We start from the raw sequence: 24,700 nt of genomic DNA, 5'->3' as shown, positions 1-24,700 counted from the left end.
TGGGGTTATCCCGCGGCTTCGGCCACCGGGCGGGTCGCACCCGGCGAGCATGGGGGCATGGATTCCGCGCTCGACCTGCTCCGACAGCTGGTCACCTCACCGTGGGTGTACCTGCTGATCTTCGGGCTCACGGCGGTCGACGCGTTCTTCCCGGCCGTACCCGGCGAGGCGGCCGTCATCACCGCCGCCGTGCTCTCCACCAGCGGAAATCCCAAGCTGGCGGCGGTTGTCGCCGCCGCTGCGGTGGGCGCCTGCGCCGGTGACCACGTCTCGTACGCCATCGGGCGCGGTGGCGGCGCGAGACGCCTCGCCGGGTTTCCCGACGGCAGCCGCCGACGAGCCAGCTCGGAGTGGGCCCGGCGCGCGCTGAACCGGCGCGGCGGGCTGATCCTGACCACCTCCCGGTATCTGCCGGGCGGGCGGACCGCCGTCACCCTCACCATGGGCGCGGTGCGCTATCCCCGCCGGTCGTTCCTGCTGTACGACGCGATAGCGGCGGTCACCTGGGCCCTGTACTGCGGGCTGCTCGGCTACTTCGGTGGGCTGGCCTTCGAACGGCACCCCGTCAAGGGTGTCCTCGCCGGGATCGGCCTGTCGGTGATCGTCACGCTGGGCATCGAGGGCGTCCGTTGGCTGCGCCACCGGGCCCGCCGCCGCGCCGCCGCCACCACCGACCGGGCCGGCTCGACCTGACACCCGTCACAGCAGGTCGGCGTCGTACACCAGGATGGCCAACTGCACCCGGTTGCCCGCGTGGAGTTTCGCCAGCGCCCGGCTGACGTGTGCCTTGACGGTGGCCTCGCTCATCGTCAGCCGCCGGGCGATCTCCGCGTTGCCGTGCCCGCGCGCCACCTCCCGGACGATCGCCAACTCCCGCCCGGTCAGCGGTGCGAGCCGCTCACGGGCCGCGTCCCGGCGGGCCGGACCACGCTCGGCGAACGAGCTGATCAGGCGCCGGGTCACCGTCGGGGCGAGCATCGCGTTGCCGGCGGCCACCGTCCGAACGGCGGCGGCCAACTCGCGGGGCGGGGTGTCCTTGAGCAGGAAGCCGACAGCGCCGGCCCGCAGCGCCCGGTGCACGTACTCGTCGAGGTCGAAGGTGGTCAACATGATCACCTTCGGGCCGACGGCGACCACCGCGGGCGCGACGGTCAGCCCGTCAACGCCCGGCATCCGCACGTCGAGCAGTACCACGTCGGGGCGTAACCGCTGGGCCTGATCCAGCGCGCCAGCGCCGTCAGCTGCCTCACCGACGACAGTGATGTCCTCCGCCGCCTCAAGGATCAGCCGCAGCCCGGCCCGAACAAGCTGCTCGTCGTCGACCACCACCACCCGGATCACGCCGCACCCGCCAGCGGGATCAGGGCCCGGACCAGGAAGCCGCCGTCCACGGGAGCTGCCTCCAACCGGCCGCCGAGCAGCTCCACCCGCTCACGCAGCCCGAGCAGACCCTGCCCGGCACCCGGCAGCCCCGACCCGCCCTCGGACGGGCCGTTGCGGATCAGCACCTCCAGCCCGTCGGGCAGGTAGCGCAGGCAGACAGTCGTCTCGGCGTCGGCCGCGTGCTTACGCACGTTGGTCAACGCCTCACGGACAACCCGGTACGCGGTACGGCCCAGCGTCGCCGGAAGTGCCGTCGGCACACCTTCGTCCTGCCGGGACACCCGCAGACCGGCGGCGCGGGACTCCCCGATCAACTCGTCCAACGTGTCGAGCCCCCGCTCCGGCGTCACGGCCGGGTCGGCCTGGCGCAGCACACCCAGCACCTCGCGCAGGTCGGTGAGCGCCTGCCGGCCGGTGGTCCGGATCAGCGCGGCGGCCTCGACGGTCGCCGGGTCGACGGCTGTCACCTCCAGCGCCCCGGCATGCACCACCATCAACGAGACCCGGTGTGCCACCACGTCGTGCATCTCCCGGGCGATCCGGGTCCGTTCCTCGGCCCGGACCCGGTCGGCGCGGGCCTCCTGCTCGCGTTCCAGCCGCTCGGCCCGGTCCCGCAGAGCGGCGAGCGTGTCCTGACGGGCCCGCACCCAGAGACCGAAGACCAACGGAAGCCCCACCAGGCAGGCGGCGAGGAGCAGCACGTTGCCGGTGCTGGCGGTGGTGATCCGGCGTACGCCACCCACTGCCAGCCCGACCAGCACCCCGCCGGTCAGCACCACTGCCACACCGGCGAGGTAGCCGGCGAGTTGGCGACCGCGCAACCGCAGACCCGCCTGGTACGAGGCCAGCACCCCGGCCGCCGCCGCGGCGAGCACCAACCAGCCGACCGCCGCGGCCAGGAACAACGGCCAGCGGCGGGACCGGATCGTGGCGGCGGCCCACGCCGAGCCCAGTGCGATCAGCAGCACGACAGCGCTCGGCAGCGGCGAGCGGACCCCGATGTCACCGGTCGCGCTGGCCCACACGGCCACGGCGACCAGGACGGCGAGCAGCAGCGGGGCGTACCGATGGACGACCCGCCGGGGGGCGACGGCGCTGGAGGCCACGCAGCGAGCCTAGAGCGCAGCCGACGGATCGGGTCGCCCCGCAACGCCGTACCCGGGTGAGGTGGGGGATGACCCCTATGCGCAGTCCGGGCCGGCCGCTACCTAAGTAGTGCCGCCCACCTGACCACTGGCCGATGTCGGGAGCCGCCGCCCCGACCAGCATCAGGATCATGGATCTGCTCGACCTGCTGCACGACACGATGTCCTCGCCCTGGGTGTACCTGGCGATCTTCGCGATCGCGGTGCTCGACGGCTTCTTCCCGGTGGTACCGAGCGAGACGGCGGTGATCACCGCAGGGGTGTTCGCGGCCTCCGGTGCGCCGTACCTTCCTGCGGTGATCCTGGTGGCCGCGAGCGGGGCGCTGATCGGCGATCACATCTCGTACGCCATCGGTCGGGGCGGTGGCACCCGCCTACTCGACCGGCTGCCAGCCGAGGGCCGGCGCAGGGCCGCCATCGAGTGGGCCCGTCGAGGGATCGCCACCCGGGGCGGCCTCATCCTCACCGTGGCCCGTTATGTGCCGGGCGGCCGGACGGCGGTCACCCTCACCATGGGCGCTGTGCGCTATCCCCGACGGCGGTTCCTGGCCTTCGACGCCCTCGCCGCCGGCTCGTGGGGTCTCTACTCCGGGCTGGTGGGCTACCTCGGCGGAATGGCCTTCGAGCAGGACCCGCTGCGCGGTCTCCTGCTTGGTCTGGGCCTCGCCCTGGGCGTGACCACCATCGTCGAGGTGGTTCGCTGGCTGGGCCGGCGTCGCCGATCCGCGGGGTCGGCGTCGGCGACCGAACCTGTGCGCCGGGTGCCGGTGCGCTGACCTCGGGGGCTGCCGGGGCCGGGCGCTGACCTCGGGGCGGTCAGTCGGCGGCCGGGCGCCAGACGACGCCGTGCAGCAGTTGGGCGGCACCGAGCCAGGCCACGTTCATCATCCGGGTGGCGGTCTTCTCCGGGTCGGCCTCCGGGTGGTCCGCGAGCCAGTCGGCAAGCGACTCGGTCGCGCCGACCAGGGCGTACGCGACGACCTCCAGGTCGACGGCGGCGATCTCCCGGCCCTCGGCGCGCAGGGCGTGGTCGAGCATCCCGGCGACCACCTCGACCAGCCGGGCCCGCATGGTGGCCAACTCGCCAGCGAACGGCTGCTCACCCCGGGCCTGCCGGTAGAGCACCGCCCAGCCGTCGCGGTGCGCGCCCACGAAGCCGAAGAACGCCCGCAGCCCGCGCCAGAGCCGCTCGTCGGCCGGCAGGTCGGGAGCCGCCGCCCCGGCGATGGCCTGCATCATCCGGGTGCCCTCCCGGTGCAGACAGGCGACGAAGAGCTCCTCCTTGGTGCCGAGGTACGCGTACACCATGGGTTTGGAGATGCCGGCGTCCTCGGCGATCTCGTCCATGCTGGCGGCGTGGAAGCCACGTCGGGAGAAGACCTTGACGGCCGCGTCGAGCATCTGCTGCTCGCGGACGGCGCGAGGCAGGCGCTTGAAGGCGGGGACGCTGGACACCTTGCGAGCATACCTACTCGTGCGTAGGGTTACGCGCGAGTAGCCAATCTTCCGGAAGGCGCACCTGATGACTGACTTCGACCCGGCCACCTTCGCGAATGTCGGCCCCAAGGAGTTCGCCCAGCTGGTCAAGTCCACCCCGGACGACAAGATCGCCCAGGTGATGTCCGGTGACATGCGGGACAAGGTCCTCGGCGAGGTGTTCGGTCGGATGCCGTCGCTGTTCCGCGCGGACCGGGCCGGTTCCACCAACGCGGTCATCCACTGGATCATCACCGGTCGTCCCGACGGCGGCAGCGACACCTACGAGGTGGCCATCGCCGACGGCACCTGCGTCGTGAACCAGACCCCGCAGCACGACCCGAAGCTGAGCCTCACCATGGGCCCGGTCGAGTTCCTGAAGATCGTCTCCGGTGGCGCCAACCCGGTGATGATGTTCATGACCGGCAAGTTGAAGGCGAAGGGCGACCTGGGCCTCGCCGCCAACATCGCCAACCTGTTCGACATCCCCAAGGCCTGACATGGCTGAGTTCTCGCTCGACCTGAACGAGGAACAGCGGGATCTACGCGACTGGGTGCACGGCTTCGCCGCCGAGGTCGTGCGCCCGGCCGCCGCCGAGTGGGACGAGCGCGAGGACACCCCGTGGCCGGTGATCCAGGAAGCCGCCAAGGTCGGCCTCTACGGCTTCGAGTTCCTCGCCACCTGCTGGGCCGACCCGACCGGGCTCTCCCTGCCGATCGCCAGCGAGGAACTCTTCTGGGGTGACGCCGGCATCGGCATGAGCATCTTCGGCACCTCACTCGCCGTCGCCGCCATCTACGGCGCCGGCACCCCGGACCAGATGGTCGAATGGGTGCCGCAGTGCTTCGGCGACGTCGACTCGCCGGCCGTCGCCGCCTTCTGCACCAGCGAGCCGGAAGCCGGCTCCGACGTCGGCGCGATGCGCACCCGGGCCGTCTACGACGAGGCCACCGACGAGTGGGTGCTCACCGGTCAGAAGGCGTACGCCACGAACGGCGGAATCGCCGGAGTGCACGTGGTCACCGCCTCCGTCGACCCCGCGCTCGGCTCCCGGGGTCAGGCGGCGTTCGTCGTACCGCCGGGCACCCCCGGCCTGGCCGCCACCCGCAAGCTGCGCAAACTCGGCCTCCGCGCGTCGCACACCGCCGACGTCTTCCTCGACGGGGTACGCGTACCCGGCCGCTGCCTGCTCGGCGGACGGGACGCCCTGCTGGAACGCCTGGACCGGGCTCGCTCCGGTCAGCGGGCCACCGGGCAGGCCGCGATGCGCACCTTCGAGCTGTCCCGACCCACAGTCGGCGCCCAGGCGCTCGGCGTGGCCCGGGCCGCCTACGAGTACGCGCTCGACTACGCGAAGGACCGGGTCCAGTTCGGACGCCCGATCATCGAGAACCAGGCGGTCGCGTTCGCGCTGGCCGACATGCGGATGGAGATCGACGCGGCGCGGCTGCTGGTCTGGCGGGCCTCGTGGATGGGCCGCAACAACCGCCCGTTCACAGCTGGCGAAGGATCGATGTCCAAGCTCAAGGCCGGCGAGGTGGCCGTGTCGGTCACCGAGAAGGCCGTGCAACTGCTCGGCGGAGCCGGCTTCCTGCGTGACCACCCGGTCGAGCGTTGGTACCGGGACGCCAAGATCTACACCATCTTCGAGGGCACCTCGGAAATCCAACGACTGGTCATCTCCCGGGCGATCTCCGGGATGCAGATCCGCTGACCGACCGGCGCCCTGCGGCTCGGGGGTGCCCAACGGCCGGCCGGCCCGGGGGCGGGCGGTCCCTGCTCCGGCCGGCCGCGCCGCACGCCGCCGCGCACCGCAGCCGGAATCCACGATCTGTGCCGTCTTCGTCACCCCACGCCGACGCGGACTGGGCCTTCCGCAGCGCCCAGTGCATGATCAAGGAAAGAAGCCCTGATGGACGGGGGAACCAGTCGCCCGTCCGCGCACCGCCCGTAGGAGGTCTGCGGCATGGACCTGCCGTTCTTCGTCGCCACGCTGACTCGTCGCGGGCTGCTCATGCCGGGCAGCCCGATCCGGATCACCTCTCAGCTCAACGCGTTGCGCACCTGGGGGTGGAGCCTGGCCGGCGAACTACGCCAGGCAGCCGCCCGCGACCCCGGCCGGCTGGCGGTCATCGACGAGGACGGCACCGAGCTGACCTACCAGGACCTCCTCGACCGGGCCGAACGGATGGCCCGGTCGATGCGGGCCGGGCTCGGCGTACAGGCCGGCGACCGGATCGGCGTGCTCTGCCGCAACCACCACGGGCTGATCGAGACGATCGTCGCAGCCAACCTGCTGGGTGTGGACGCGGTCCTGGTCAACACCGGGCTCTCCACCGCCCAACTGGTCACCGTCGCCGAGGAGCAGCAACTCCGGCTGCTGGTCCACGACGACGAGTTCGCCGAGCGGGTCCTCGGCCTCCCCGCCGAACTGCCCCGCCTCGACGAACGCGCCCGCGAGGAGTTGGTCGCCGGGGCCCTCCCGGGCGAGCTGCACCCTCCGGAGCGCGACGGCAGGATCATCGTGCTCACCTCGGGCACCACCGGGGCACCCAAGGGCGCCCGACGACCCACGCCCAGCGGTTTCGGCCCGCTGGTGTCCATCATCGATCGCATCCCGCTGCACACCCGCGACCGGGTAATGATCACGGCGCCGATCTTCCACACCTGGGGCTTCGCCGCCCTCCAGGTCTGTTTCGCGCTACGGGCCACCATCGTGCTGCAGCGCCGCTTCGACCCGGCCGCCACGCTCACCGCGCTGCACCAACACCGGTGCGACGCGCTCTTCGCCGTACCCGTGATGGTGCAGCGACTGCTGGAGGTGCCCGCGCCAGACCCGCGCCCGCCACTCAAGGTCGTCGCCGTCAGCGGTTCGGCGCTGCCTGGTGGGCTCGCCCCGAAGTTCATGGACGTCTACGGAGACGTCCTCTACAACCTCTACGGCTCCACCGAGGTCTCCTGGGCCTCCATCGCCGGTCCCCAGGATCTGCGCGAGGCACCCACGACGGCAGGCCGACCACCACACGGAACCCGGCTGGAGTTGCTCGACGACAACGGCCAGCCGGTCGCGAACGGACAGGTCGGGCGGATCTTCGTCGGCAACGAGATGCTCTTCGAGGGGTACACCTCAGGTGCCAACCGGGAGACCCGCGACGGGCTGCTCGACACCGGTGACCTCGGCCGACTCAACCCCGACGGGCTGCTCTTCGTCGACGGCCGGGCCGACGACATGATCGTCTCCGGTGGTGAGAACGTCTTCCCGTCCGAGGTGGAGGATCTGCTCGCCCAACTGCCACAGGTCCGCGAAGCGGCCGTGATCGGCGTGCCCGACCCCGAGTACGGCCAGCGACTGTCCGCGTTCCTCGCCCTGCACCCCAACGAGACGCTCGACCCCGAGGCGGTACGCGAGTACGTCCGGCACTACCTGGCCCGATTCTCCGTCCCCCGAGACGTGATCTTCGTGAAGTACCTGCCCCGGAACGCCACCGGCAAGGTGCTCAGCCGGGAGCTACGCCGCTACTACGGCTGACCGCCCCGAAACCGTCAGCGAAAGCCGACGAGTTCCGGGGCGGTTACCGCCCCCGTCAGTCGACCATCAGCGAAGGCCGCCAGTCCGGCTTGGCCTCGGCGAGGTCGAGGCGCTGGAACAAACCCTTCGTGCCCTGCTCATCGAGCGTTCCGCTGTGTGCGTCGATCTTGACCACCATCCCCCGTACGTCGAGCACCTCCAGCGTCTCCGACGAACTCGGATCAGCGGCAGCGGAGAAGGACGCCTGATGACCGTCGACTGTGGTGTTCGGCGGCCGGAAGAATTCCTTACCTTTCAACTCGGCCCGAACCTTGTCGGTCATCTCGACGTACGGAAAGAAGCCGACGTCCACCGTCTTCGCCCGCTGCCTACCGGGATCCGCCGTGGAGGGTTCGGCGCTGTACGTGACGCCGGCATACCACCGCCAGCCGTCCGGGGTGAGCGGCCCGGAGACGTCAGTCTGGATCGGCCGCACCTTCTGCGGCACCCCCTTCACCTGGGCCGGCATCCGCACCAGCTCGGTCGTACCGAACCTGAGCCTCTGCGCCACGTGCAGGGCGATCTCGCGGGCATCCTGCCCCGCCGCCCAGGGTGAGACATCGACAGCGGCCCAGCCGTCCGGGGCGTACTGCCAGCGGAGGGAGAGCCGGTCAGTGCCGTCGACGTCGTACTGGATGAAGGTCGCCGATGTGCCCCGCACATCTGGCGCGGGCGCCTTACTCAGGGTGGGTGCCCGTTGGTCGATGCCCATGACCTGCGGCGCGGGCGGCGTCACCCCCTGCGGGTGGAGACTGACCGCAACCCCTGCCCAGTTGGGGTTCGGCGAGTCGGCGGCGTGCGCGATCAGGACGACACCCGGCCCGCTCAGCAGCAGACCCGACTGATACTGCAAGCTGTCCAGACCCGACGGCAACCAACCGAACCGAACGTACTGAACGGTCGGATCGATCGTCTCCAGCGCAGCCGGGATCCGGGACGTGTCGGGTGACGGCACCTCCCCGGTGTACGGCTCCAACGGCGCCAGCGCACCGACCATCTCCAGCGACGGCGGCGACGACCCGTCCGGCGCGACCAGGCCCGGCACCGTGACCGCGCCGACGGCAACCGCGACCACCGCCAGCGCGGCACCCGCGCCCCGTGCGTACCAGCGCTGCCGCCGCCCGACGGTCATCGCCCGTTCGATGTTCACAACGACCGACGGTGTCTCGGCCGCCTCGACCTCGGCGCGCATCAACCGCGCCACATCCGTGTCATCCATCATCGTCAACCTCCGTGGGCCAACACACTGGTCGGCGTACCACTCGCCATGCCGGTCTGCATGGTGGTCGGCACGTCATCTCGGGCGGGGGCGAGCAGGCCTCGCAGCGTCGCCAGCCCCTTGGCGGTCTGGCTCTTGACGGTGCCCGGCGCGCAGCCGAGCGCCTGCGCCGTCTCCTCCACCGTCAGGTCCTGAAAGAACCGCAGCACCAGGACAGCGCGCTGGCGAGGCGCGACCTGGCGCAGCGCCGCCACGAGATCGAGCCGTTCAGCGGCGTCCGGGGCGGTCGGTGCGGGCCGCTCCGGTAGCAGGTCGGTGAGCCGCACCCGCGCCCAGCCGCGTCGCCGCTCGTCGATCAACCGTCGCATCAGCATCGTCCGCACCAGTGCGTTCAGGTTGCCGGCCCGCCGTGCCCGGGACCAGTTGCGGTACAGCTCGGTGAGCACCCGCTGCACGATGTCGTCGCCCTGGTGCCAGTCACCGCTCATCAGGTACGCCGTCCGCCGCCACTGCGGCAGACCAACCCGAACGCACTCGGTGTACTCGGCATCGGCCGCTGCCCTCTCGGCCGATGTCCGGCTCAGCGGCATCCTCGGACCTGTCCTCCCACCGGCCACCAACAGCACGGCGATCGTCCGCAAACCCGCATCTCCACTCCTCGCGTCGCTGTGCCTCCGACACCGCTAAGTCGTGGCCGGAGCAACGCCGGGTTGCCCCGCGGGGGGCGACAACCTCACCGGACTGGCGCAACTCCTGCCCGCACCGACACGCGACCCGACCGACCGGGCCACTCGGCCAGGCGACGGATCGGCACGCCGGCTGGACTGTCGGCGGCCGTCCGGCCGTGGTGGGGACAGAACGTGCCCGGGTGAGGCCCTTCAGGGTGCCGTTCGGCGGGACCGGAGCGTGGCGAACCCGCCGACCGCGCCCACGGCGATCCGCTCCGCCCGCCCGGATCAGGACATCGAGCTACGCGATCATGGACGACCTGCAAGGGTGGCCCGGAACCGGGTAGGGCTCCATCAGCCCGACCCACACCGCCGACGTTCGCGGTCGAAACCCAGCCCGCCGACACGGGGGCTCAGCTGGGGATCGTGATCCGGTTCTCGATCGCGGCGGCGGCGATGTCGGTGCGATGCTGCGAGCCGGCCAACTCCACCCCGTCCACCAGCGCGTACGCGGCGTCCCGAGCGGCGGCCAGGTCGGCGCCGGTGGCCGTACCGCAGAGGACCCGACCGCCAGCGGACAGCAACGCGCCGTCGCTGGCCCGGCGGGCGGTGCCCGCGTGGATGATGCCCGGACGGTCCGCGCCGGTGATCACGTCGCCGGTGCGCGGCGCCGCCGGATAACCCGCCGAGGCGAGCACCACCGTCACGGCGCTACCGTCGCGCCACCGCAGCGGCGGGTGCTCGGCCAACGAGCCGGTGGCCGCCGCGTGCAGCAGCCCACCCAGCGGGGTCTCCAGCAGCGCGAGCACCACCTGGGTCTCCGGGTCACCGAAGCGCGCGTTGAACTCGATCACCCGAGGGCCGGCGGCGGTGATCGCGAGCCCGACGTAGAGCAGGCCGGCGAACGGGGCGCCCCGGCGACGCATCTCCGCGAGCGTCGGGTGGACCACGTCGCGCATCACGTCGTCGACCAGCCCGGACGGGGCCCAGGCCAGCGGCGCGTACGCCCCCATGCCACCGGTGTTCGGCCCGGTGTCGCCGTCACCGAGCCGCTTGAAGTCCTGTGCCGGCACCAGCGGCAGCGCCGCCTCGCCGTCGGTGACCACGAAGAGACTGACCTCCGGGCCGTCGAGGAACTCCTCGACCACGACACGTCCACACTCGTTCGCGTGCGCCAACGCGGCGGCCCGGTCGTCGGTCACCACCACGCCCTTGCCGGCGGCGAGCCCATCGTCCTTCACCACGTACGGCGCGCCGAACTCATCCAGGGCCCGAGCGGTGCTCGCCTCGTCCGTGCAGACGTACGCCCGGGCGGTCGGCACGCCGGCGGCGGTCATCACGTCCTTGGCGAACGCCTTGGAGCCCTCCAACTGCGCGGCAGCACCGGATGGACCGAACACGGCGATGCCCTTCGCGCGCACCGCATCGGCGACCCCGGCCACCAGTGGCGCCTCGGGCCCGATCACCACCAGGTCAGCGGCGGTCTCCACGGCCAACGCCGCCACCGCCGCCGGATCTGAGGCGCTCACCGCACGCAGCTCAGCCACCGAGGCGATCCCCGGATTACCAGGCGCCGCAACAACCGCGGAAACCCCCGAGTCGCCAGCCAGCCCGAGCGCGAGCGCATGCTCCCGCCCACCACCACCCACCAAAAGAACCCGCACGCCCGAGATCCTACTGTCCCCCACTCCAACCCCCACCCCCGTAGGGCCTCGGTGATCAAGAGGTTTGCGTCAGCGGTGGACTCGTTCTTGACGGAAACCTCTTGATCACCTCCGCTGGGCGGCCGCGATTGCTTGGCGGACCGTGTGCGGGATGTAGGTGGGGTTGAGGGTGTCCTGCCAGGTGAAACGGAGGATGGTCCAGCCGGCGTTGACCAGGCGGTTCTGGCGACGGCGGTCGGCGTAGGCGGCCTCCGGGATGCCATGCGCGTCTCGGCCGTCCGCTTCGGCGATCAGCCTTGGGCCGCGCCAGCCCAGGTCGCCAATGCCGAGCAGATAGCCGTCATCATCACGCACCTCCAACTGCAGCGTGTCCGGCGGCACCCGGCCATCCACGCACCGCAGCCGGCTACGCGTCTCCAACGGCGACTGTGCCCGCTCGTCCGCCTCGGCGAGACAGGCCCGTGCCATGACCGCGCCCCGACGTCCCCGGATGAGGTTCGGAATGGCCGCCAACTGTGCCGGATCGATGCGGCCCTGGTTCAGAGCTGAGTCGAGGACCGAGACCGCTGGATAACGATCAACCCGAAGGATGACGTCTGAGACGGTGCGAAGCGGAGACGTCGCCGGAATGCCCGCAACCTTGACGATGTCGCCAGGGCCGACGGTCACCTGGTGCACCGTCAACCACGGCACCAGGGAGCGCTGGGGTCGGGGTCGATCGACTGGCACCGAGACGTGGACCTGTGCTGTCCGGCGGAGACCCGCGATGCCGTGCAACTCCAACGCGGAGTCCAGAACCGCGAAGGCGCCTGGGCCGAGGCTCATGACCGCAGCGCGGATTCGCGCCCGCCGAAGCGTCAGATCACTCGACTCCGCTTCTGGAACGAAGCACCCACGGAGAACCCGCTGCCACCTGCCGGACCGGTGTAACTGTCGGATCTGGTCCCTGGTCAGGCCGGCACGCAATGCCTGGTCCAGGGTGACCGTGCCGTCCTGCCCGGCCGCAATGTGGCGAAGAAGTTGATGTGCACCCACACCCACACCCTGCCCACCCACCCCACCCGAGCAAAGCCCCTGTGGACAACCCTCAACCCCCTGTGGACAACCCCACCCTTCGCCTCGGTGATCAAGAGCTTTACGTCAACCTCGCGAGGAAATCTGACGCAAACTTCTTGATCACCGGGGCAGAGGGGGTGGGGGGTGGGCAGGGGGGCAGGGGGGCAGGGGGGTCGGGGGGTTAGGGGAGGAGGGGGTGGAGGACTACGTTTTCTTCTCGGCCTGGGCCTACGCCCACGACGCTCACCCTCGTGTTGCAGATCTCTTCGACCCTCGCGATGTAGCGGCGGGCGTTCTCCGGGAGGTCGTCGATGGTGCGGGCCTTGGTGATGTCCTCCCACCAGCCGTCGAGTTCCTCGAAGACCGGCTTGGCGTGGTGGAAGTCCGTCTGGCTCATCGGCATGTCGTCGACCCGGACGCCGTTGATCTCGTAGCCGACGCAGATCGGCACCTTGGGCAGGCCGGTGAGCACGTCGAGCTTGGTGATGACCAGATCGGTGACGCCGTTGAGGCGGCAGGCGTACCGGGCGACGACAGCGTCGAACCAGCCGCACCGGCGCTCCCGCCCGGTGGTGGTGCCGTACTCCGCGCCGATCTTGCGCAGGTGGTCACCGTTGGCGTCGAACAGTTCGGTCGGGAACGGCCCGGCACCGACCCGGGTGGTGTACGCCTTGCTCACCGCGATGACCTTGTTGATCGCGGTCGGCGGGATGCCCGCCCCCACACAGGCGCCACCGGCCGTCGGGTTGGACGAGGTGACGAAGGGGTAGGTGCCGTGGTCCATGTCGAGCATGGTGGCCTGGGCGCCTTCCAGCAGCACCGTCTCGCCCCGGTCCAGGGCGTCCCAGAGCATCGCCCGGGTCTCCGCGATGTACGGCTTGAGCCGCTCCGCGTACGCAAGGTACTCCTCGACGGTCGCCTCAACGTCGATCGCCTTGCGGTTGTAGACCTTGAACAGGATCTGGTTCTTCTCGCGCAGCGCGAGTTCCAGCTTCTTGCGCAGGATGCCCGGGTCGAGCAGGTCCTGGAGGCGGATGCCGATCCGGGCGACCTTGTCGCCGTACGCCGGGCCGATGCCACGGCCGGTGGTGCCGATCCGGGACGAGCCGAGGTAACGCTCGATGACCCGGTCCAGCGCCCGGTGGTGCGGCATGATCAGGTGCGCGTCACCGGAGATCCGCAGCCGGGACACGTCGACGCCGCGTTCCGCCAGGCCGTCGATCTCGGCGAGCAGCACCTTCGGGTCGACCACCACACCGTTGCCGATGACGATCATCGCGTTCGGCGAGAGCGCGCCGGACGGCATCAGGTGCAGCGCGTACTTCTGGCCGTCCGGGGTGATCACCGTGTGCCCGGCGTTGTTGCCGCCGGAGTAGCGCACGACGTAGTCGACCCGCTCACCAAGCAGGTCGGTAACCTTGCCCTTGCCCTCGTCGCCCCACTGAGCGCCGATGAGCACGATCGCTGGCATCTTTTCCGCCTCCAGAAGGCTCGGGTGCCAGGTGGCGACCGCTCGGCGAGCCCGGGGTGTCAGGTTAACAAGTAGTGACGGCGTGGCCGGCAGGGGTCGCGTCGAGAGGCAGGAGGCTCCTTCCGTGTACGACGTGGTGCTGCTCACCCTCGGTTCGGAGCGGGACGCTCCCGGGGGCTGTGGCAGCGGCGGGGCCTGCTGCGGCGGCGCGACCGGGGGCGACACCGCCCCGACGAGCCAGACCGACACCGGCCAGGCCGACAGCAGCCAGGCCAACAGCAGCCAGGCCGACAGCAGCCAGGCCGACACCGACACCGGGCAGTGCGCGACGGAGCGGCCACGGGTGCCGGTGCTGGCCTGCGCCGACGCGCTGAACGCCCGGGGTGCCCGGGTGGAGACGGTCACCGCCCGCTCCGACGCCGAGATCGACGCGGTGTTGGCCCGGCTCGACGGCCCGGCCCGACCGGACGGCCTCACCTGGCCGGACCCGGACAGCAAGACCCGGCTGGTCGTCGCCACGGCCAGCGACGGGCAGTTGCGCGCCGTGCTGCGCCGGCTGGTCAAGCGGTACGCCCCGGCGCCGAGCAAGCGCCCGGCGGATCTGCCCGGCAACCGGACCCTGCCCGACCTGCCGCCGGTGGCCGTACTCCCGCTCGACCCGGCCCGTGGCGGCACCCACCGGGACCTGGCCGCGCAGCTCGGGCTGCCCCGTGACCCGGCGGCGGTGGCCGCCGCTGTGCTGGACGGCACGCCGCGCCGGTTGGACCTGCTCCGCAACGACGGTGGCTCGGTGACCCTGGACGGCGCGCTCCTCGGCGCGGCCGATGACGCCGGCCGGCCGCTGCACTGGCGCGCCCGGGTGGAGGTCGACGACACCATCCTCAGCGACGGTGCGGAACCGCTGCTGGCCTGCGCGGTCGGGAACGCCGGCGGGTACGCGACGCTCAACGACGTGACGCTGTTGACCGCGCCGGACCCGGCCGACGGTCAGGTCGAGGTCGCGGTGGCCGTGCCGGTGGTCGTCCGCTCGGCGTGGGGGCGCAAGCGGGTACGCCTCGAAGTTCGGCGGGCTCGTGGACGGGCGGTGTCGGTGCTGCCCAGGGAGGGCAAGGTGCCTTATCTCGACGATGGTGTCGAAGGCGAGCTGACCCGTAAGCGTTCCTGGTGGGTCGAGCCGGGCGCCTGGGCGGTCTGGTCGAGCTGACCTCGACCGCACCGACCGGCCGACCTGCCTGCACCGATCGGCCCTGGTGGGCGATTGGGCCTATCCTCGCAGGAGGACTGGGGAGGGCCGTAATGGACGAGAACGCCGACCGGGCGCAGGTGCCCGGCCAGCAGCCGGTGCCGGAGCGGGACGTCGAACCACTCTGGCCGCCAGATCCGGGCGACCAGGGCGCGGTGCCGCCGTGGGCTGCGGTCGCCGAGCAGCGGGGTGGGCCGTCTCCGGTCACCCATCCGGTCACGCCGCCGGTGGCCGCGCCGCCGATCGGGCGACCGCCGGTTCCCGGCCAGCCCGGCGCTGCCGCCCAGTCGCCGCCCTCGCCGTCGGACTACCCGTCGCTCACCGGCGCCGTCCCGGCACCTGGGGGGTGGACGGCAAGCGGCCCGTCCGGCGTCGGGTCGGGTTGGGCGCCGGCGCAGCCGAGTTGGCCGCCGCCGACCGACCCTGCCGCTGCGTCACCGCCGGCCGCTCCGCCAGCTACCGGTGTCCGGCCGACGCCGTCGGCGACCGGCCCGGGGAGCAACGGCGGGCCAGCCGGCCCCGGCATCCCGGCTGTCGCCGCGACACCGAGCACCACCTCCGCGCCGAGGGACGGCCGGCCCGCAGCGATCGACGGAGGCAGTGCCGCGCCCGATGCGGCCGGCCAGATCGGTGACGCGGCGCAGGTGCAGCCCGGCGACCGGGGCCCGACTGCCGCGCCGGTCACCCCGGGCGGCGTCGACCTGAATCTGCCGTTCACCCTGGACCACCCGGCCGCCGCCGACCGCACCGCCGCACCGGCACCCGCCGAACGGCCCACCACGGCCGCAGCCACCGACCACCCCGCCGCACCCGCACCCGCCGGCCGGCCCACCACGGCCGCAGCCACCGACCGACCCATCCCGGCGGCCACCGCGTCCGCCGCCGGTCCGAACGCCACCGACAGCCCGCGCGCCACCGACAGCCCGACGGCCGCCGGTTCCGCGCCGGCAGACTTCTCGGCCACAGCCCTCGCAGCGGCCGGACCGGCACCACGGCCTGCCGGGTCGGCATCACAGCCTGCCGGGTCGGCACCAGAGCCTGCCGGGTCGGCACCACAGCCTGCCGGGTCGGCACCACAGCCTGCCGGGCCAGTGCCGCAGGCTGGCCGCCCGACACCACAGAATGGCGGGACCGCGCCGCAGGCTGGTGGGCCGGCACCACAGCCTGGCCAGCAGGCACCACAGCCCGGTGGTCCCGGTGCGGACGGGTCCGCCGACGGGCCGGCGCGGCCGATTGCCGAGTCGCCGTGGGCGTACCCGCCGCAGCGCCCGGCCGGAACGGCCGCGCCCGCTCAGGACGAGGCCGGCGCGACGCCTCCGATTCCGCCTCCGCCTCCGGTCGTCCCACACGCTGGTCCCGCGCAGGCACACCCCGGGCAGCCGTTCATCCCCGGCCAGGCCGGCTCGGCGCAGATTCCGCCGCCACCCGACGTGACGCAGTTCAGCAGCCCACCGCACGGCCTTGCCGCACCGCAGCACGCTCCCGGGCAGGCCGGGCCGGCGACCCCACCGCCGGGGCCGTTCCCGCCCTCGCCGGGTTGGTACCCGCCGCCCTGGCAACAGGGCTCGCCCGGCGGCACGCCCGGTCAGCAGTACCAGGAGGCCGACGGGGTGACCCGGGTCCCGGCGCCCGCGTACCCGGACGCGACCGCGTACCCGGACGCCAGCTGGACACCGGACACCACAGCCGCGCCGACCGCCGAGGACTTCGCCCGGCGCCGTCAGGTTCGACCCGCCGACCCGGTGGCGACCATGGGTGTACGCGCGGTGGTCAACAAGATGGGCCTGCTCCGGCTCTCTCCGGGGCGGCACGAGCAGGAGCTCAAACGGGACATTGAGATGGTGCGCCGCAACTTCGGTGGTCTGCGGCAGGTGACGGTGGTCAACCCGAAGGGCGGCGCCGGTAAGACGGTGGCCATCCTGCTGCTCGCGATGACGTTCGGTCAGAAGCGCGGCGGCTACGTGCTGGCCTGGGACAACAACGAAACCCAGGGCACCCTCGGGATGCGCGCCCAACAGGACTTCCACTCCCGCACGGTGCGGGACATGTTGCGGGACCTCGGGCAGTTCCAGGGCGCGCACGGGCGCGTCGGCGACCTGTCGCAGTATGTCCGTTCGCAGGGCGAGGGGATGTTCGACGTCCTGGCCTCGGACGAGTCGGCCACCGGTGGCGAGATGTTGACGGCTGCCGCGTTCGCCGAGATCCGTGAGGTGGTCAGCCGGTTCTACAAGTTGATCTTCGTGGACACCGGGAACAACGTCCGGGCGCAGAACTGGCAGGCGTCGATGGACGCCACCGACCAGTTGGTGGTCACCATGTCGGCCCGTAACGACTCCGCCGAGACCGCCGCCCGGATGCTCGACCACCTGGAGCAGAGCGGCCGGCAACGGCTGGTCCGTCAGGCCGTGACGGTGGTGTCGATGCCGCCGTCCCGCAAGGAGATCGACCTGCCGGCCATCCAGGAGCACTTCGCGGCCCGCACCCGGGCGGTGCTGCTGGCCCCGTACGAGCGGCTCATCGACAGTGGCGAGCCGATCCGGTACGGCGGGCTCTCCTCGGCCACCCGGGACGCCTGGCTGAAGATCGCCGCCGCGGTCGCCGAAGGGCTGTGACCCGCCGACGGCCGGCCCGATGTCGGGCCGGCCGTCGGGACGGGATCAGTTGCTCGCCAGCGCGTCCGCCGCTTCCGGGTCGCAGTCGCGCAGGAACTGGGCACAGCGGGCCGCCTCGTCGGCCTCGCCGATCTCGTCGGCGGCGCGGGACAGCACGTACAGGCAGCGGAGGAAGCCCCGGTTGGGCTCGTGTGACCACGGGACCGGGCCGTGCCCCTTCCAACCGCTGCGGCGCAGCTGGTCGAGGCCCCGGTGGTAACCGGTGCGGGCGTACGCGTACGCCGCCACCACCTGGCCCTGCGCGAATGCCCGCGCCGCGAGCTCCGCCCAGGCCGCACTGTAGGTCGGGAAGCCGGCCGCCACGTTGGCGTACGCCTCATCGGTGCCGGCCTCGTCGGCGGCGGCCAGGGCGGCGTCGGCCTCGTCGTTCACGGGCAGGCGGGTGGCCGGTGGCTCTGGCAAAAGGTTCTGCATCGCCCCATTCAACCCGCTGGACAGGGCGACACGCGAGCGGGTCGGCCGACGTGTCCCGCTGAACGGCTGAGGAGTTGGTCACGCCTGCGGCCTATGCCGCTGCCTGGTGTTTTCCACTACAACTAATGGTCCGGAGCCTCCCCAGGAACCGGTAATGCAGGAGCCCGGTGGCCACGACCATCGGGCTCCTGTCCGTTCCACCACTGGCCCGAGGTTTGACCGGCCCTCGCGGAGGGGCAGGATGGCCCGGTGCCGACCCCACCTCCCGCGGACGTCATCGAGCCGCACCTGCATCCCGGTGAGATCCAGACCCGGTCCGAGTTCGACAGCCAGCTGAGCACCGGTCGGCTGGCCGGGCTGACCGTGCAGGGCCTGCGACTCGACCTCGCGCCGGTGCCCGACCTGACCGGCGTCGACGTCGCCGGCACCCTCTTCGTCGGTTGCCGGTTCGCGTCCCGGGACGTGGGCGCCGACCTGGTCCGGCGTGGCGCGAACGTGGTGCCACCGTTCTCCGGGTTGCCGTACCCGACCCAGCCGACGCACCTCTACACCCCTGACGACCTGGCCGCCGGGTTCGCCGAGGGCGGGTTCACCGGGATGTACGACACCCGGGTGTACGACCACTACCGGGCGCACGGCGGCGCGCTGCCGGACGTCAAGGAGGCGCTGGGTCAGCGGCTGCACGACCACGGCGTGGACAACGCGCTGGCCGACGCCACGAGGGTCTGGCTGGCCGCGTACGGGCCGCAGTCGGTGGTGGGCATCATGGGCGGGCACGCGGTGCGGCGCGGCAGTCCCGCGTACCGGATGGCGGCCGTGCTGGGTTGGGAGCTGGCGCGGGCCGACCGGCTGGTGGTGACCGGCGGCGGCCCGGGTGTGATGGAGGCGGCGAACCTGGGCGCCTACCTGGCGGACCGGCCGGAGACCGATGTGACGGCGGCGATCGACCTGCTGGCCACCGCGCCCGACTTCACCGACCACCACCGGTACACGGCCACGGCGCTGACGGTCCGGCAGCGCTACGCGGGGGTGCCCCGGCAACGCGGCGACGACCTGGGCTGGGCGCGTGCCGGTGGTCTGGCCATTCCGACCTGGCTGTACGGGCACGAGCCGGCGAACCTGTTCGCGGGGCGGATCGCGAAGTACTTCTCGAACGCGATCCGGGAGGACACCATCCTGCGCCTCGCCCGGGGCGGCATCGTCTTCGCGCCGGGGCGGGCGGGCACCGTGCAGGAGGTGTTCCAGGCGGCCACCAAGACCTACTACGGCACCGACGGTGCCAGCGGGGCGTACATCTTCCTGGACCGCGCCTACTGGACCGGAGAGCTGCCGGTGGAGGCGCTGTTGCGTCCGCTGCTGGCCGCGTCCCCGTTCGGTGATCTGTCGTCGACGATCCACCTCACCGACGACGTTCGCGAGGCGGTACGCCTGCTGACGACCTGACGACCTGACGACGACGGCCGACTCCCCGGGTGGGGAGCCGGCCGTCGGGTGGGACGTCGTTACTTGGTCATCGTGGTGCCGGTCGAGCGCAGGTGCTCGCAGGCCTCGACGACCCGGGCGGCCAGGCCGGCCTCGGCGGCCTTGCCCCAGGCGCGCGGGTCGTACTGCTTCTTGTTGCCGACCTCGCCGTCGATCTTCAGCACGCCGTCGTAGTTGCGGAGCATGTGGTCCACGACGGGGCGGGTGAAGGCGTACTGGGTGTCGGTGTCGATGTTCATCTTCACCACGCCGTAGTCCAGAGCCTCGCGGATCTCGCTCAGCAGGGAGCCCGAGCCACCGTGGAAGACCAGGCTGAGCGGCTTGTCCTTGCCGTACTTGGCGCCGACGGCGTCCTGGATCTGCTTGAGGATCTCCGGACGCAGCTTGACGTTGCCCGGCTTGTAGACGCCGTGCACGTTGCCGAAGGTCAGCGCCGCCATGTAGCGGCCCTTCTCGCCGAGGCCGAGCGCCTCGACCATGGCAAGGCCGTCATCGGTGGTGGTGTAGAGCTTGTCGTTGATGGCGTTCTCGACGCCGTCCTCCTCGCCACCGACGACACCGACCTCGATCTCAAGGACGATCTTGGCCTTGGCGGCCTCGTCGAGCAGCTGCGCGGCGATCTGCAGGTTCTCCGCGACCGGCACTGCCGAGCCGTCCCACATGTGCGACTGGTACAGCGGCTCCTCGCCGCGCTTCACCCGCTCCTGCGAGATGCCCATCAGCGGACGCACGAACCCGTCCAGCTTGTCCTTCGGGCAGTGGTCGGTGTGCAGGGCGATGTTCACCGAGTACTTCTTGGCGACCTCGTGCGCGTACGCGGCGAACGCCACCGCGCCGGTGACCATGTCCTTGATCGAGGGGCCGGAGAGGTATTCGGCGCCACCCGTGGAGACCTGGATGATGCCGTCGCTCTCCGCGTCGGCGAAGCCCTTGAGCGCTGCGTTCAGCGTCTGGGAGGAGGTCACGTTGATCGCGGGGTACGCGTACCGGCCAGCCTTGGCGCGGTCCAGCATCTCCGCGTAAGCCTCGGGGGAAGCGATGGGCATGTGATGTGCTCCTTACTTACCACTCTCGGCCGTGCTGGCCGCTGTTCTTCATTTGTGCGCCGGACCGCGCTGTCCTCCACCCGAAGTATCCCGTAGGTGAGGTGCACCGGAGAAACCGACCCGGGTGCCAGCCGCTCACCGGCGGTCGAGGTTGTCCGGCACGATGACGCTGATCAACCAGGTCACCACTGTCATCACGATGGCTCCCCAGAACGCCGGCCAGAATCCGTCCACCTGGAACGGCAGGTCGAGCCCGCGGGCTATCCGGTCGGTGAGCAGGAACAGCAACGCGTTGACCACCAGCGCGAACAGGCCCAGGGTCAGCAGGTAGAACACACAACCGACGACCCGGATCACCGGTTTGAGCACTGCGTTGATCACGCCGAAGATCAGAGCCACCACGATCAGGGTGAGAACGGTGTTGCCACCCGAACGACCGTGCACGTCGACCCCGGGCACGATCAGCGTGGTTATCCACAACGCGACAGCGGTGATCGCCAGTCTGATGAGGAAGCCCACTGCACCATCCTGGCACCGGGTCGCGTCGCCGAGGGCTGATTCCGCCTACTCCGCTTCCGGGCGGCGCGCCGGCCCAACCCGTACGGTGGTGGGGACCGTGCCCCGAGACTCCCGGGAGGGATGATGGGTCAGCCCGACGAGGACTTCACCCCCGGCGACCACCTCGCGCCCGACGAACGCGACCCCGAGGCAGACCCGGCCGACGCGGTCGAGCAGGCCACTGTCGCCGGCCCGGCCGACGTCGACAGCGAGCCGCACCGTGGCCTGGAGGTCGGCGACTGGGACGCGATGGAGCAGGCCCGGGTGGTCACCGGGGACGAGGACGACTACCGCTGATTCCGTCGCGGGGTCGGTTGCCCGTTGCGACAGGGGTGTTCAGCCGTTCGGGTCATTAGATGAATATCGATCCGAAAGGGGTTACCGGAGGAGTCTGGGCGTCCCTAGGTTGGACGAGCGCCACCTGTACCCCCACGGGAGGACCTCATGCTCAAGCACTCGCTCCGCTGGCTGACCGGGCTCGGCGCCGCAGGCGCGTTGATCGCCGCCTCCGCCACCCCTGCCGTCGCCGCACCCACTATCGAGCCCTACTTCCAGGACGCCACGCTGGCCATCGGCTCGGAGGCGACCATCCGGGGTCTGTTGCTGCACGCCGACGAGCCGACGGTCCTCACCGACGTCTCCGTGCGGTACGACTACCGCTCCCTGGCCAACAAGGTCACTGTGACTCCTGCCGACGGCCAGGAGTGCACCGCGCCGGAGCCGGGCGTTCTCGTCTGCACTGAGCCTTCCGATGTCGTCCTGTACGAGATGCCGCCGCTCGGCAGCGGGATCTACCGCAACGGAACCAAGCGGGTGCACCTCGGCCTCACCGAGGATGCGCAGCTCGGCGACTCCGGCGACGTCGTGGTCAGCTTCCAGGCGGCCGGCGGTCAGCGCGGCAGCTACACCTCCCGGGTCCGGGTCGGCGAGGGGGTCGACCTGGCCGGCGGACCGTTCACCAGCCTCTCCGCCAAGCCGGGTGGGATGTTCACTGTGCCGCTGGTCGTGGCCAACGCCGGCGACATGACCGTCACCGGGTTCGTCGCGGTCTTCGACCTCCCCTACTCGATCCGAACCAGGGACCGCTTCAGCAACTGCCGCTACTCCGACGACCACCTGGTCTCCTGCCACTTCGACGAGGACATCCCGGTCGGCACCGGGCTGGCCACCACGCTGAACCTCGAATTCGGCAAGGACACCTACGCGCCGGCCAACCACTCCGGCTACGCCCAGTTCATGACCACTGCCGACTTCGAGGACCTGACCCGGGTGCGGACGGCCGTCGGCACCCGAGCGGCCACCCCCGGCAGCGGCCCGAAACTGACTCTTGCCGAGGCCCCCGACAGGGTGCGGCAGGCCGACCAGACCGATGTCGGCCCGGGTAACGACTACACCGGGTGGACCATCAAGGCCACCGGCAGGAACGGCACCGACCTCGCGGCGATCGGCGCCACGCTCAAGGGCACGGCCGGCACCGTCGTCACGGCGACCGTCGGCTTCCGGAACAACGGCCCGGCGACGCTCGACAGAACGAACGGGGACTTCGAGGCCGCCACCCACACCGACGTCGAGCTGCCGCCGGGCACCACCGCCGTCGAGGTCCCCGACAGTTGCCAGTTGCGGCAGGGCACTCGCACCTACCAGTGCGCGTCGGAGATGCTGCTGGTGGCCGGGCAGAGCTACCCGCTGAAGTTCCGGCTGCGCATCGACAGGGTCATTTCCGACGCCCGGGGTGCGGTGCGGGTCAACGCGCCGTGCGAGTGCTCCGCCGGCGGCGGCTTCAAGGACGACACCAAACCGGCAAACGACACCGCCCCCATCGTGGTCAACGCGGCCCAGGGCGGCGGTGGCCAAGGCAACGGTGATGGTGATGGTGATGGTGGCGGTGGCGGTGGCTCACTGCCCATCACCGGTGCTCCCACCACCCTGATCGCCGGCATCGGGGCCCTGCTGCTCGTCGCCGGTGCGGCGAGCTGCCTGCTGGCCCGACGCCGCAGCCCTCGCTCCGTGGCCTGACCCCGGCCCGCTCCGAGCGACGCCCCGCCGGCCCGTACCGGGCTGGTGGGGCGTCGTCGTGATGTCCTCGTTCGTCAGCGGACGGGATCGACCTGCTCCGGGTGCTGCGCCACCCACTGCGCCAACCGATCCTCACGCAGCGCGGCGAGGAACTCCGGGCCCTGCCTCGGGTCCAGCGGCAGCCGCGAAGCGTCGTCCACCGGGGGGCCGACCGGGAGGCTGAGCCCCACCGGGTCGACGCTCTTGAGCTCGGGTAACACCGCCACCAGCCTGGTCAGCGGCAGACCGTCGTCGTCGACCGCCAGACCCGTGCCGGCCGCCGACAGCAGCCGGGCGAGCCGGACCGGATTGGTCAGCACGTCCTGCGCGACCGCTCGCCGGACCAGCCCGGCGACGTAACGCTGGGCGTTGCGGTCCCGGTCCAACGCGCCGTCGGGCAGGTACCGCCGTTGCCGCAGCAGGTCGACGGAGGCAGCCCCGTCGAGCACCTGACAGCCGGCCGGGAAGGTCCGGCGGGTGTGCCAGGACCGAACCTCCTTCGGCAGGCACACCTCCACCCCGTCGACCGCCTCGGTGATCCGACGCAGACCGGCGAAGGTCAGCACCGCGCCAGCGTCGACGCGTACCCCGGTCACGTCGGCGACCACCCGGCGGGTCAGGTCGTAGCCGGCGTCCAGGTCGGGCCGGGGCTCGCCGGCACCGCTGTGGAACGCGCTGTTGAGCTTCTCGATCCCCCGGCCGGGGATCGAGACCTCCAGGTCGCGCGGCAACGAGATGAGGTACGGCCGGCTCCGGTCGGCCGGGATGTGCACCAGCAGGACGGAGTCCGCCAACCGGTACGACGGTTGCTCGCCGAAGCCGTCCACCCCGAGCAGCAGGACGTTCAACGCCCCGGGCTGCCCCCCAACCGGCTGACCGGACAACGACGGGCCCTCCGCCGGTCGATCGGGCCGCAGTTGCGGCACCCCGATTCCGAGCGCGCCGAGCAGGGCGAGCGTGACGCCAGCGGCCTGGAACCGCTGCCGACGGCGACGGCGGACAGCGGCGAGCCGGTCGATCGCTACCCGCAGCGGGCCGGTCGGCGGGGTGGACGTCTCGTGCCGGGCGAACGCGGCACGCAGGTCATCCTCGATCATGTTCACGCCTCCACGTACTCGGCCCGGAGCGTGGCCAGGGCTCGGGAGATGGACGAACGGACGGTCCCGACGGCACAGCCGAGAATGTCGGCGATCTCGACGTCGGGAAGGTCCTCGTAGTAGCGCAGCACCAGAGCGGCCCGCTGCCGACGCGGCAGCCGGGACAGCCAGGACCAGACCTGGTCCCGGTCCACGGCGGACTGGGCGTGGTCGGTGGGCACCGGCACCGACGCGTCGGGCTCCCCGCGCAACAGCACCCGGCGCACCCACGAGCCGCGCCGCCAGTCGACGTACTGGTTGGTGAGCATCCGGCGTACGTAACGCTCGGGCGAATCCGCGCGGGCGACCCGACGCCAGTTGAGCTGAACCCGGACCATGGTCTCCTGGACCAGATCCTGAGCCTGGTGTGGTTCGCCGGTCAGCATCACCGCGTACCGCAGCAGCGGGGCCAGCCGCGTGTCCGCGAACTCCTCGTACGTCAC

Annotated in this window: 23 protein-coding genes and 1 pseudogene; 10 read left to right on the top strand and 14 right to left on the bottom strand. The window is 71.6% G+C overall.

Annotated elements, in window-relative coordinates; all coding sequences use genetic code 11:
• Positions 1-57 precede the first annotated feature (57 nt).
• Positions 58-693, top strand: coding sequence for a DedA family protein (locus AB0K35_RS10965; protein WP_238672749.1), 636 nt, complete (start codon positions 58-60; stop codon positions 691-693).
• 6 nt (positions 694-699) lie between these two features.
• Here the strand turns inward: AB0K35_RS10965 and AB0K35_RS10960 are convergent, their stop codons facing one another.
• Both AB0K35_RS10960 and AB0K35_RS10955 read right to left on the bottom strand, forming a co-directional pair.
• Positions 700-1,341, bottom strand: coding sequence for a response regulator transcription factor (locus AB0K35_RS10960; RefSeq protein ID WP_238672748.1), 642 nt, complete (start codon positions 1,339-1,341; stop codon positions 700-702).
• Positions 1,338-2,489 carry a histidine kinase gene (locus tag AB0K35_RS10955; RefSeq protein WP_363884920.1) on the bottom strand — a complete coding sequence of 384 codons (1,152 nt, stop codon included), beginning with the start codon at positions 2,487-2,489 and terminating at the stop codon, positions 1,338-1,340. The genes AB0K35_RS10960 and AB0K35_RS10955 overlap by 4 nt, the downstream gene beginning before the upstream one ends.
• Before the next feature lie 167 nt (positions 2,490-2,656).
• Here AB0K35_RS10955 and AB0K35_RS10950 point away from each other — a divergent pair, with 167 nt between their 5' ends.
• Positions 2,657-3,304 (top strand): DedA family protein, encoded by a 648-nt coding sequence (locus AB0K35_RS10950; protein WP_363885269.1) that lies wholly within the window; start codon positions 2,657-2,659, stop codon positions 3,302-3,304.
• Between the two features lie 40 nt (positions 3,305-3,344).
• Here the strand turns inward: AB0K35_RS10950 and AB0K35_RS10945 are convergent, their stop codons facing one another.
• A complete protein-coding gene (locus tag AB0K35_RS10945) occupies positions 3,345-3,983 on the bottom strand; it encodes a TetR/AcrR family transcriptional regulator (RefSeq protein WP_238672746.1) in 639 nt (212 codons plus the stop codon).
• 67 nt (positions 3,984-4,050) lie between these two features.
• Here AB0K35_RS10945 and AB0K35_RS10940 point away from each other — a divergent pair, with 67 nt between their 5' ends.
• From AB0K35_RS10940 to AB0K35_RS10930, 3 genes are all read left to right on the top strand, one after another.
• Positions 4,051-4,503, top strand: a complete 453-nt coding sequence (locus tag AB0K35_RS10940; protein ID WP_238672745.1) for an SCP2 sterol-binding domain-containing protein — start codon at positions 4,051-4,053, stop codon at positions 4,501-4,503.
• Position 4,504: 1 nt separating this feature from the next.
• Positions 4,505-5,719: an acyl-CoA dehydrogenase family protein gene (locus tag AB0K35_RS10935; RefSeq protein WP_210787407.1), complete on the top strand. Its 1,215-nt coding sequence runs from the start codon at positions 4,505-4,507 to the stop codon at positions 5,717-5,719.
• Between the two features lie 252 nt (positions 5,720-5,971).
• On the top strand, positions 5,972-7,534 hold the full coding sequence (locus tag AB0K35_RS10930; protein WP_238672744.1) for an AMP-binding protein: 1,563 nt from the start codon (positions 5,972-5,974) through the stop codon (positions 7,532-7,534).
• 55 nt (positions 7,535-7,589) lie between these two features.
• On the opposite strand, the gene AB0K35_RS10925 is transcribed toward AB0K35_RS10930, so the two are convergent.
• The 6 genes and pseudogenes from AB0K35_RS10925 to AB0K35_RS10900 all read right to left on the bottom strand — a co-directional run bounded on the left by AB0K35_RS10925 (position 7,590) and on the right by AB0K35_RS10900 (position 13,651).
• Positions 7,590-8,792, bottom strand: a complete 1,203-nt coding sequence (locus AB0K35_RS10925; RefSeq protein WP_363884916.1) for a hypothetical protein — start codon at positions 8,790-8,792, stop codon at positions 7,590-7,592.
• Between the two features lie 5 nt (positions 8,793-8,797).
• Positions 8,798-9,382 (bottom strand): SigE family RNA polymerase sigma factor, encoded by a 585-nt coding sequence (locus tag AB0K35_RS10920; protein WP_238672742.1) that lies wholly within the window; start codon positions 9,380-9,382, stop codon positions 8,798-8,800.
• A gap of 491 nt (positions 9,383-9,873) precedes the next feature.
• Positions 9,874-11,124, bottom strand: a complete 1,251-nt coding sequence (gene purD / locus AB0K35_RS10915; RefSeq protein ID WP_363884914.1) for a phosphoribosylamine--glycine ligase — start codon at positions 11,122-11,124, stop codon at positions 9,874-9,876.
• Positions 11,125-11,229: 105 nt separating this feature from the next.
• Entirely contained in the window at positions 11,230-11,949 is a 720-nt protein-coding gene (locus tag AB0K35_RS10910; RefSeq protein WP_238672881.1) for an endonuclease domain-containing protein, read from the bottom strand.
• Positions 11,950-12,021: 72 nt separating this feature from the next.
• Positions 12,022-12,159: pseudogene (locus tag AB0K35_RS10905) on the bottom strand (type IV toxin-antitoxin system AbiEi family antitoxin domain-containing protein); the annotation flags it as partial.
• Positions 12,160-12,361: 202 nt separating this feature from the next.
• Complete coding sequence (locus AB0K35_RS10900; protein ID WP_238672740.1) at positions 12,362-13,651, bottom strand: adenylosuccinate synthase; 1,290 nt, start codon at positions 13,649-13,651, stop codon at positions 12,362-12,364.
• Positions 13,652-13,775: 124 nt separating this feature from the next.
• Between AB0K35_RS10900 and AB0K35_RS10895 the strand changes: the two genes are divergently transcribed.
• Both AB0K35_RS10895 and AB0K35_RS10890 read left to right on the top strand, forming a co-directional pair.
• Complete coding sequence (locus AB0K35_RS10895) at positions 13,776-14,855, top strand: diacylglycerol kinase family protein (RefSeq protein WP_363884911.1); 1,080 nt, start codon at positions 13,776-13,778, stop codon at positions 14,853-14,855.
• A 683-nt stretch (positions 14,856-15,538) separates the two neighbouring features.
• A complete protein-coding gene (locus tag AB0K35_RS10890) occupies positions 15,539-17,506 on the top strand; it encodes a chromosome partitioning protein (RefSeq protein WP_363885267.1) in 1,968 nt (655 codons plus the stop codon).
• A 45-nt stretch (positions 17,507-17,551) separates the two neighbouring features.
• Here AB0K35_RS10890 and AB0K35_RS10885 read toward each other — a convergent pair whose 3' ends face one another.
• Entirely contained in the window at positions 17,552-17,980 is a 429-nt protein-coding gene (locus AB0K35_RS10885) for a DUF3151 domain-containing protein (RefSeq protein ID WP_238672738.1), read from the bottom strand.
• Between the two features lie 249 nt (positions 17,981-18,229).
• Here AB0K35_RS10885 and AB0K35_RS10880 point away from each other — a divergent pair, with 249 nt between their 5' ends.
• Positions 18,230-19,423 (top strand): hypothetical protein, encoded by a 1,194-nt coding sequence (locus tag AB0K35_RS10880; protein ID WP_363884909.1) that lies wholly within the window; start codon positions 18,230-18,232, stop codon positions 19,421-19,423.
• A gap of 59 nt (positions 19,424-19,482) precedes the next feature.
• Here AB0K35_RS10880 and fbaA read toward each other — a convergent pair whose 3' ends face one another.
• Both fbaA and AB0K35_RS10870 read right to left on the bottom strand, forming a co-directional pair.
• The gene (gene fbaA / locus AB0K35_RS10875; RefSeq protein WP_124853722.1) at positions 19,483-20,508 is read right to left on the bottom strand and encodes a class II fructose-bisphosphate aldolase; all 1,026 of its coding nucleotides are present in this window, start codon (positions 20,506-20,508) and stop codon (positions 19,483-19,485) included.
• Positions 20,509-20,643: 135 nt separating this feature from the next.
• Positions 20,644-21,027, bottom strand: coding sequence for a phage holin family protein (locus AB0K35_RS10870; RefSeq protein ID WP_030491363.1), 384 nt, complete (start codon positions 21,025-21,027; stop codon positions 20,644-20,646).
• 123 nt (positions 21,028-21,150) lie between these two features.
• Here AB0K35_RS10870 and AB0K35_RS10865 point away from each other — a divergent pair, with 123 nt between their 5' ends.
• Positions 21,151-21,363 carry a hypothetical protein gene (locus tag AB0K35_RS10865; RefSeq protein WP_238672736.1) on the top strand — a complete coding sequence of 71 codons (213 nt, stop codon included), beginning with the start codon at positions 21,151-21,153 and terminating at the stop codon, positions 21,361-21,363.
• Positions 21,364-21,510: 147 nt separating this feature from the next.
• Entirely contained in the window at positions 21,511-23,082 is a 1,572-nt protein-coding gene (locus tag AB0K35_RS10860) for an LPXTG cell wall anchor domain-containing protein (RefSeq protein WP_363884906.1), read from the top strand.
• A 74-nt stretch (positions 23,083-23,156) separates the two neighbouring features.
• Here the strand turns inward: AB0K35_RS10860 and AB0K35_RS10855 are convergent, their stop codons facing one another.
• Together AB0K35_RS10855 and AB0K35_RS10850 are read right to left on the bottom strand one after the other, a co-directional pair.
• Positions 23,157-24,218, bottom strand: coding sequence for an LCP family protein (locus AB0K35_RS10855; RefSeq protein ID WP_363884904.1), 1,062 nt, complete (start codon positions 24,216-24,218; stop codon positions 23,157-23,159).
• 2 nt (positions 24,219-24,220) lie between these two features.
• The gene (locus AB0K35_RS10850; RefSeq protein WP_112586142.1) at positions 24,221-24,700 is read right to left on the bottom strand and encodes a SigE family RNA polymerase sigma factor; all 480 of its coding nucleotides are present in this window, start codon (positions 24,698-24,700) and stop codon (positions 24,221-24,223) included.

Source organism: Micromonospora sp. NPDC053740 (assembly GCF_040677775.1).
Classification (GTDB): Bacteria; Actinomycetota; Actinomycetes; order Mycobacteriales; family Micromonosporaceae; genus Micromonospora; species Micromonospora alfalfae.
The sequence above is the reverse complement of the archived record's forward strand: the minus strand, read 5'-3'. Positions and strand labels throughout refer to the sequence as shown.

Bases quoted from the DNA above. Each gene is read 5' to 3' on its own strand.
- fbaA (WP_124853722.1), bottom strand. From the start codon at position 20,508: ATGCCCATCGCTTCCCCCGAGGCTTACGCGGAGATGCTGGACCGCGCC.
- AB0K35_RS10855 (WP_363884904.1), bottom strand. From the start codon at position 24,218: ATGATCGAGGATGACCTGCGTGCCGCGTTCGCCCGGCACGAGACGTCC.
- AB0K35_RS10910 (WP_238672881.1), bottom strand. From the start codon at position 11,949: ATGAGCCTCGGCCCAGGCGCCTTCGCGGTTCTGGACTCCGCGTTGGAG.
- AB0K35_RS10885 (WP_238672738.1), bottom strand. From the start codon at position 17,980: ATGCAGAACCTTTTGCCAGAGCCACCGGCCACCCGCCTGCCCGTGAAC.
- AB0K35_RS10930 (WP_238672744.1), top strand. From the start codon at position 5,972: ATGGACCTGCCGTTCTTCGTCGCCACGCTGACTCGTCGCGGGCTGCTC.
- AB0K35_RS10860 (WP_363884906.1), top strand. From the start codon at position 21,511: ATGCTCAAGCACTCGCTCCGCTGGCTGACCGGGCTCGGCGCCGCAGGC.
- AB0K35_RS10925 (WP_363884916.1), bottom strand. From the start codon at position 8,792: ATGGATGACACGGATGTGGCGCGGTTGATGCGCGCCGAGGTCGAGGCG.
- AB0K35_RS10865 (WP_238672736.1), top strand. From the start codon at position 21,151: ATGGGTCAGCCCGACGAGGACTTCACCCCCGGCGACCACCTCGCGCCC.
- AB0K35_RS10935 (WP_210787407.1), top strand. From the start codon at position 4,505: ATGGCTGAGTTCTCGCTCGACCTGAACGAGGAACAGCGGGATCTACGC.
- AB0K35_RS10900 (WP_238672740.1), bottom strand. From the start codon at position 13,651: ATGCCAGCGATCGTGCTCATCGGCGCTCAGTGGGGCGACGAGGGCAAG.
- AB0K35_RS10965 (WP_238672749.1), top strand. From the start codon at position 58: ATGGATTCCGCGCTCGACCTGCTCCGACAGCTGGTCACCTCACCGTGG.
- AB0K35_RS10920 (WP_238672742.1), bottom strand. From the start codon at position 9,382: ATGCCGCTGAGCCGGACATCGGCCGAGAGGGCAGCGGCCGATGCCGAG.
- AB0K35_RS10940 (WP_238672745.1), top strand. From the start codon at position 4,051: ATGACTGACTTCGACCCGGCCACCTTCGCGAATGTCGGCCCCAAGGAG.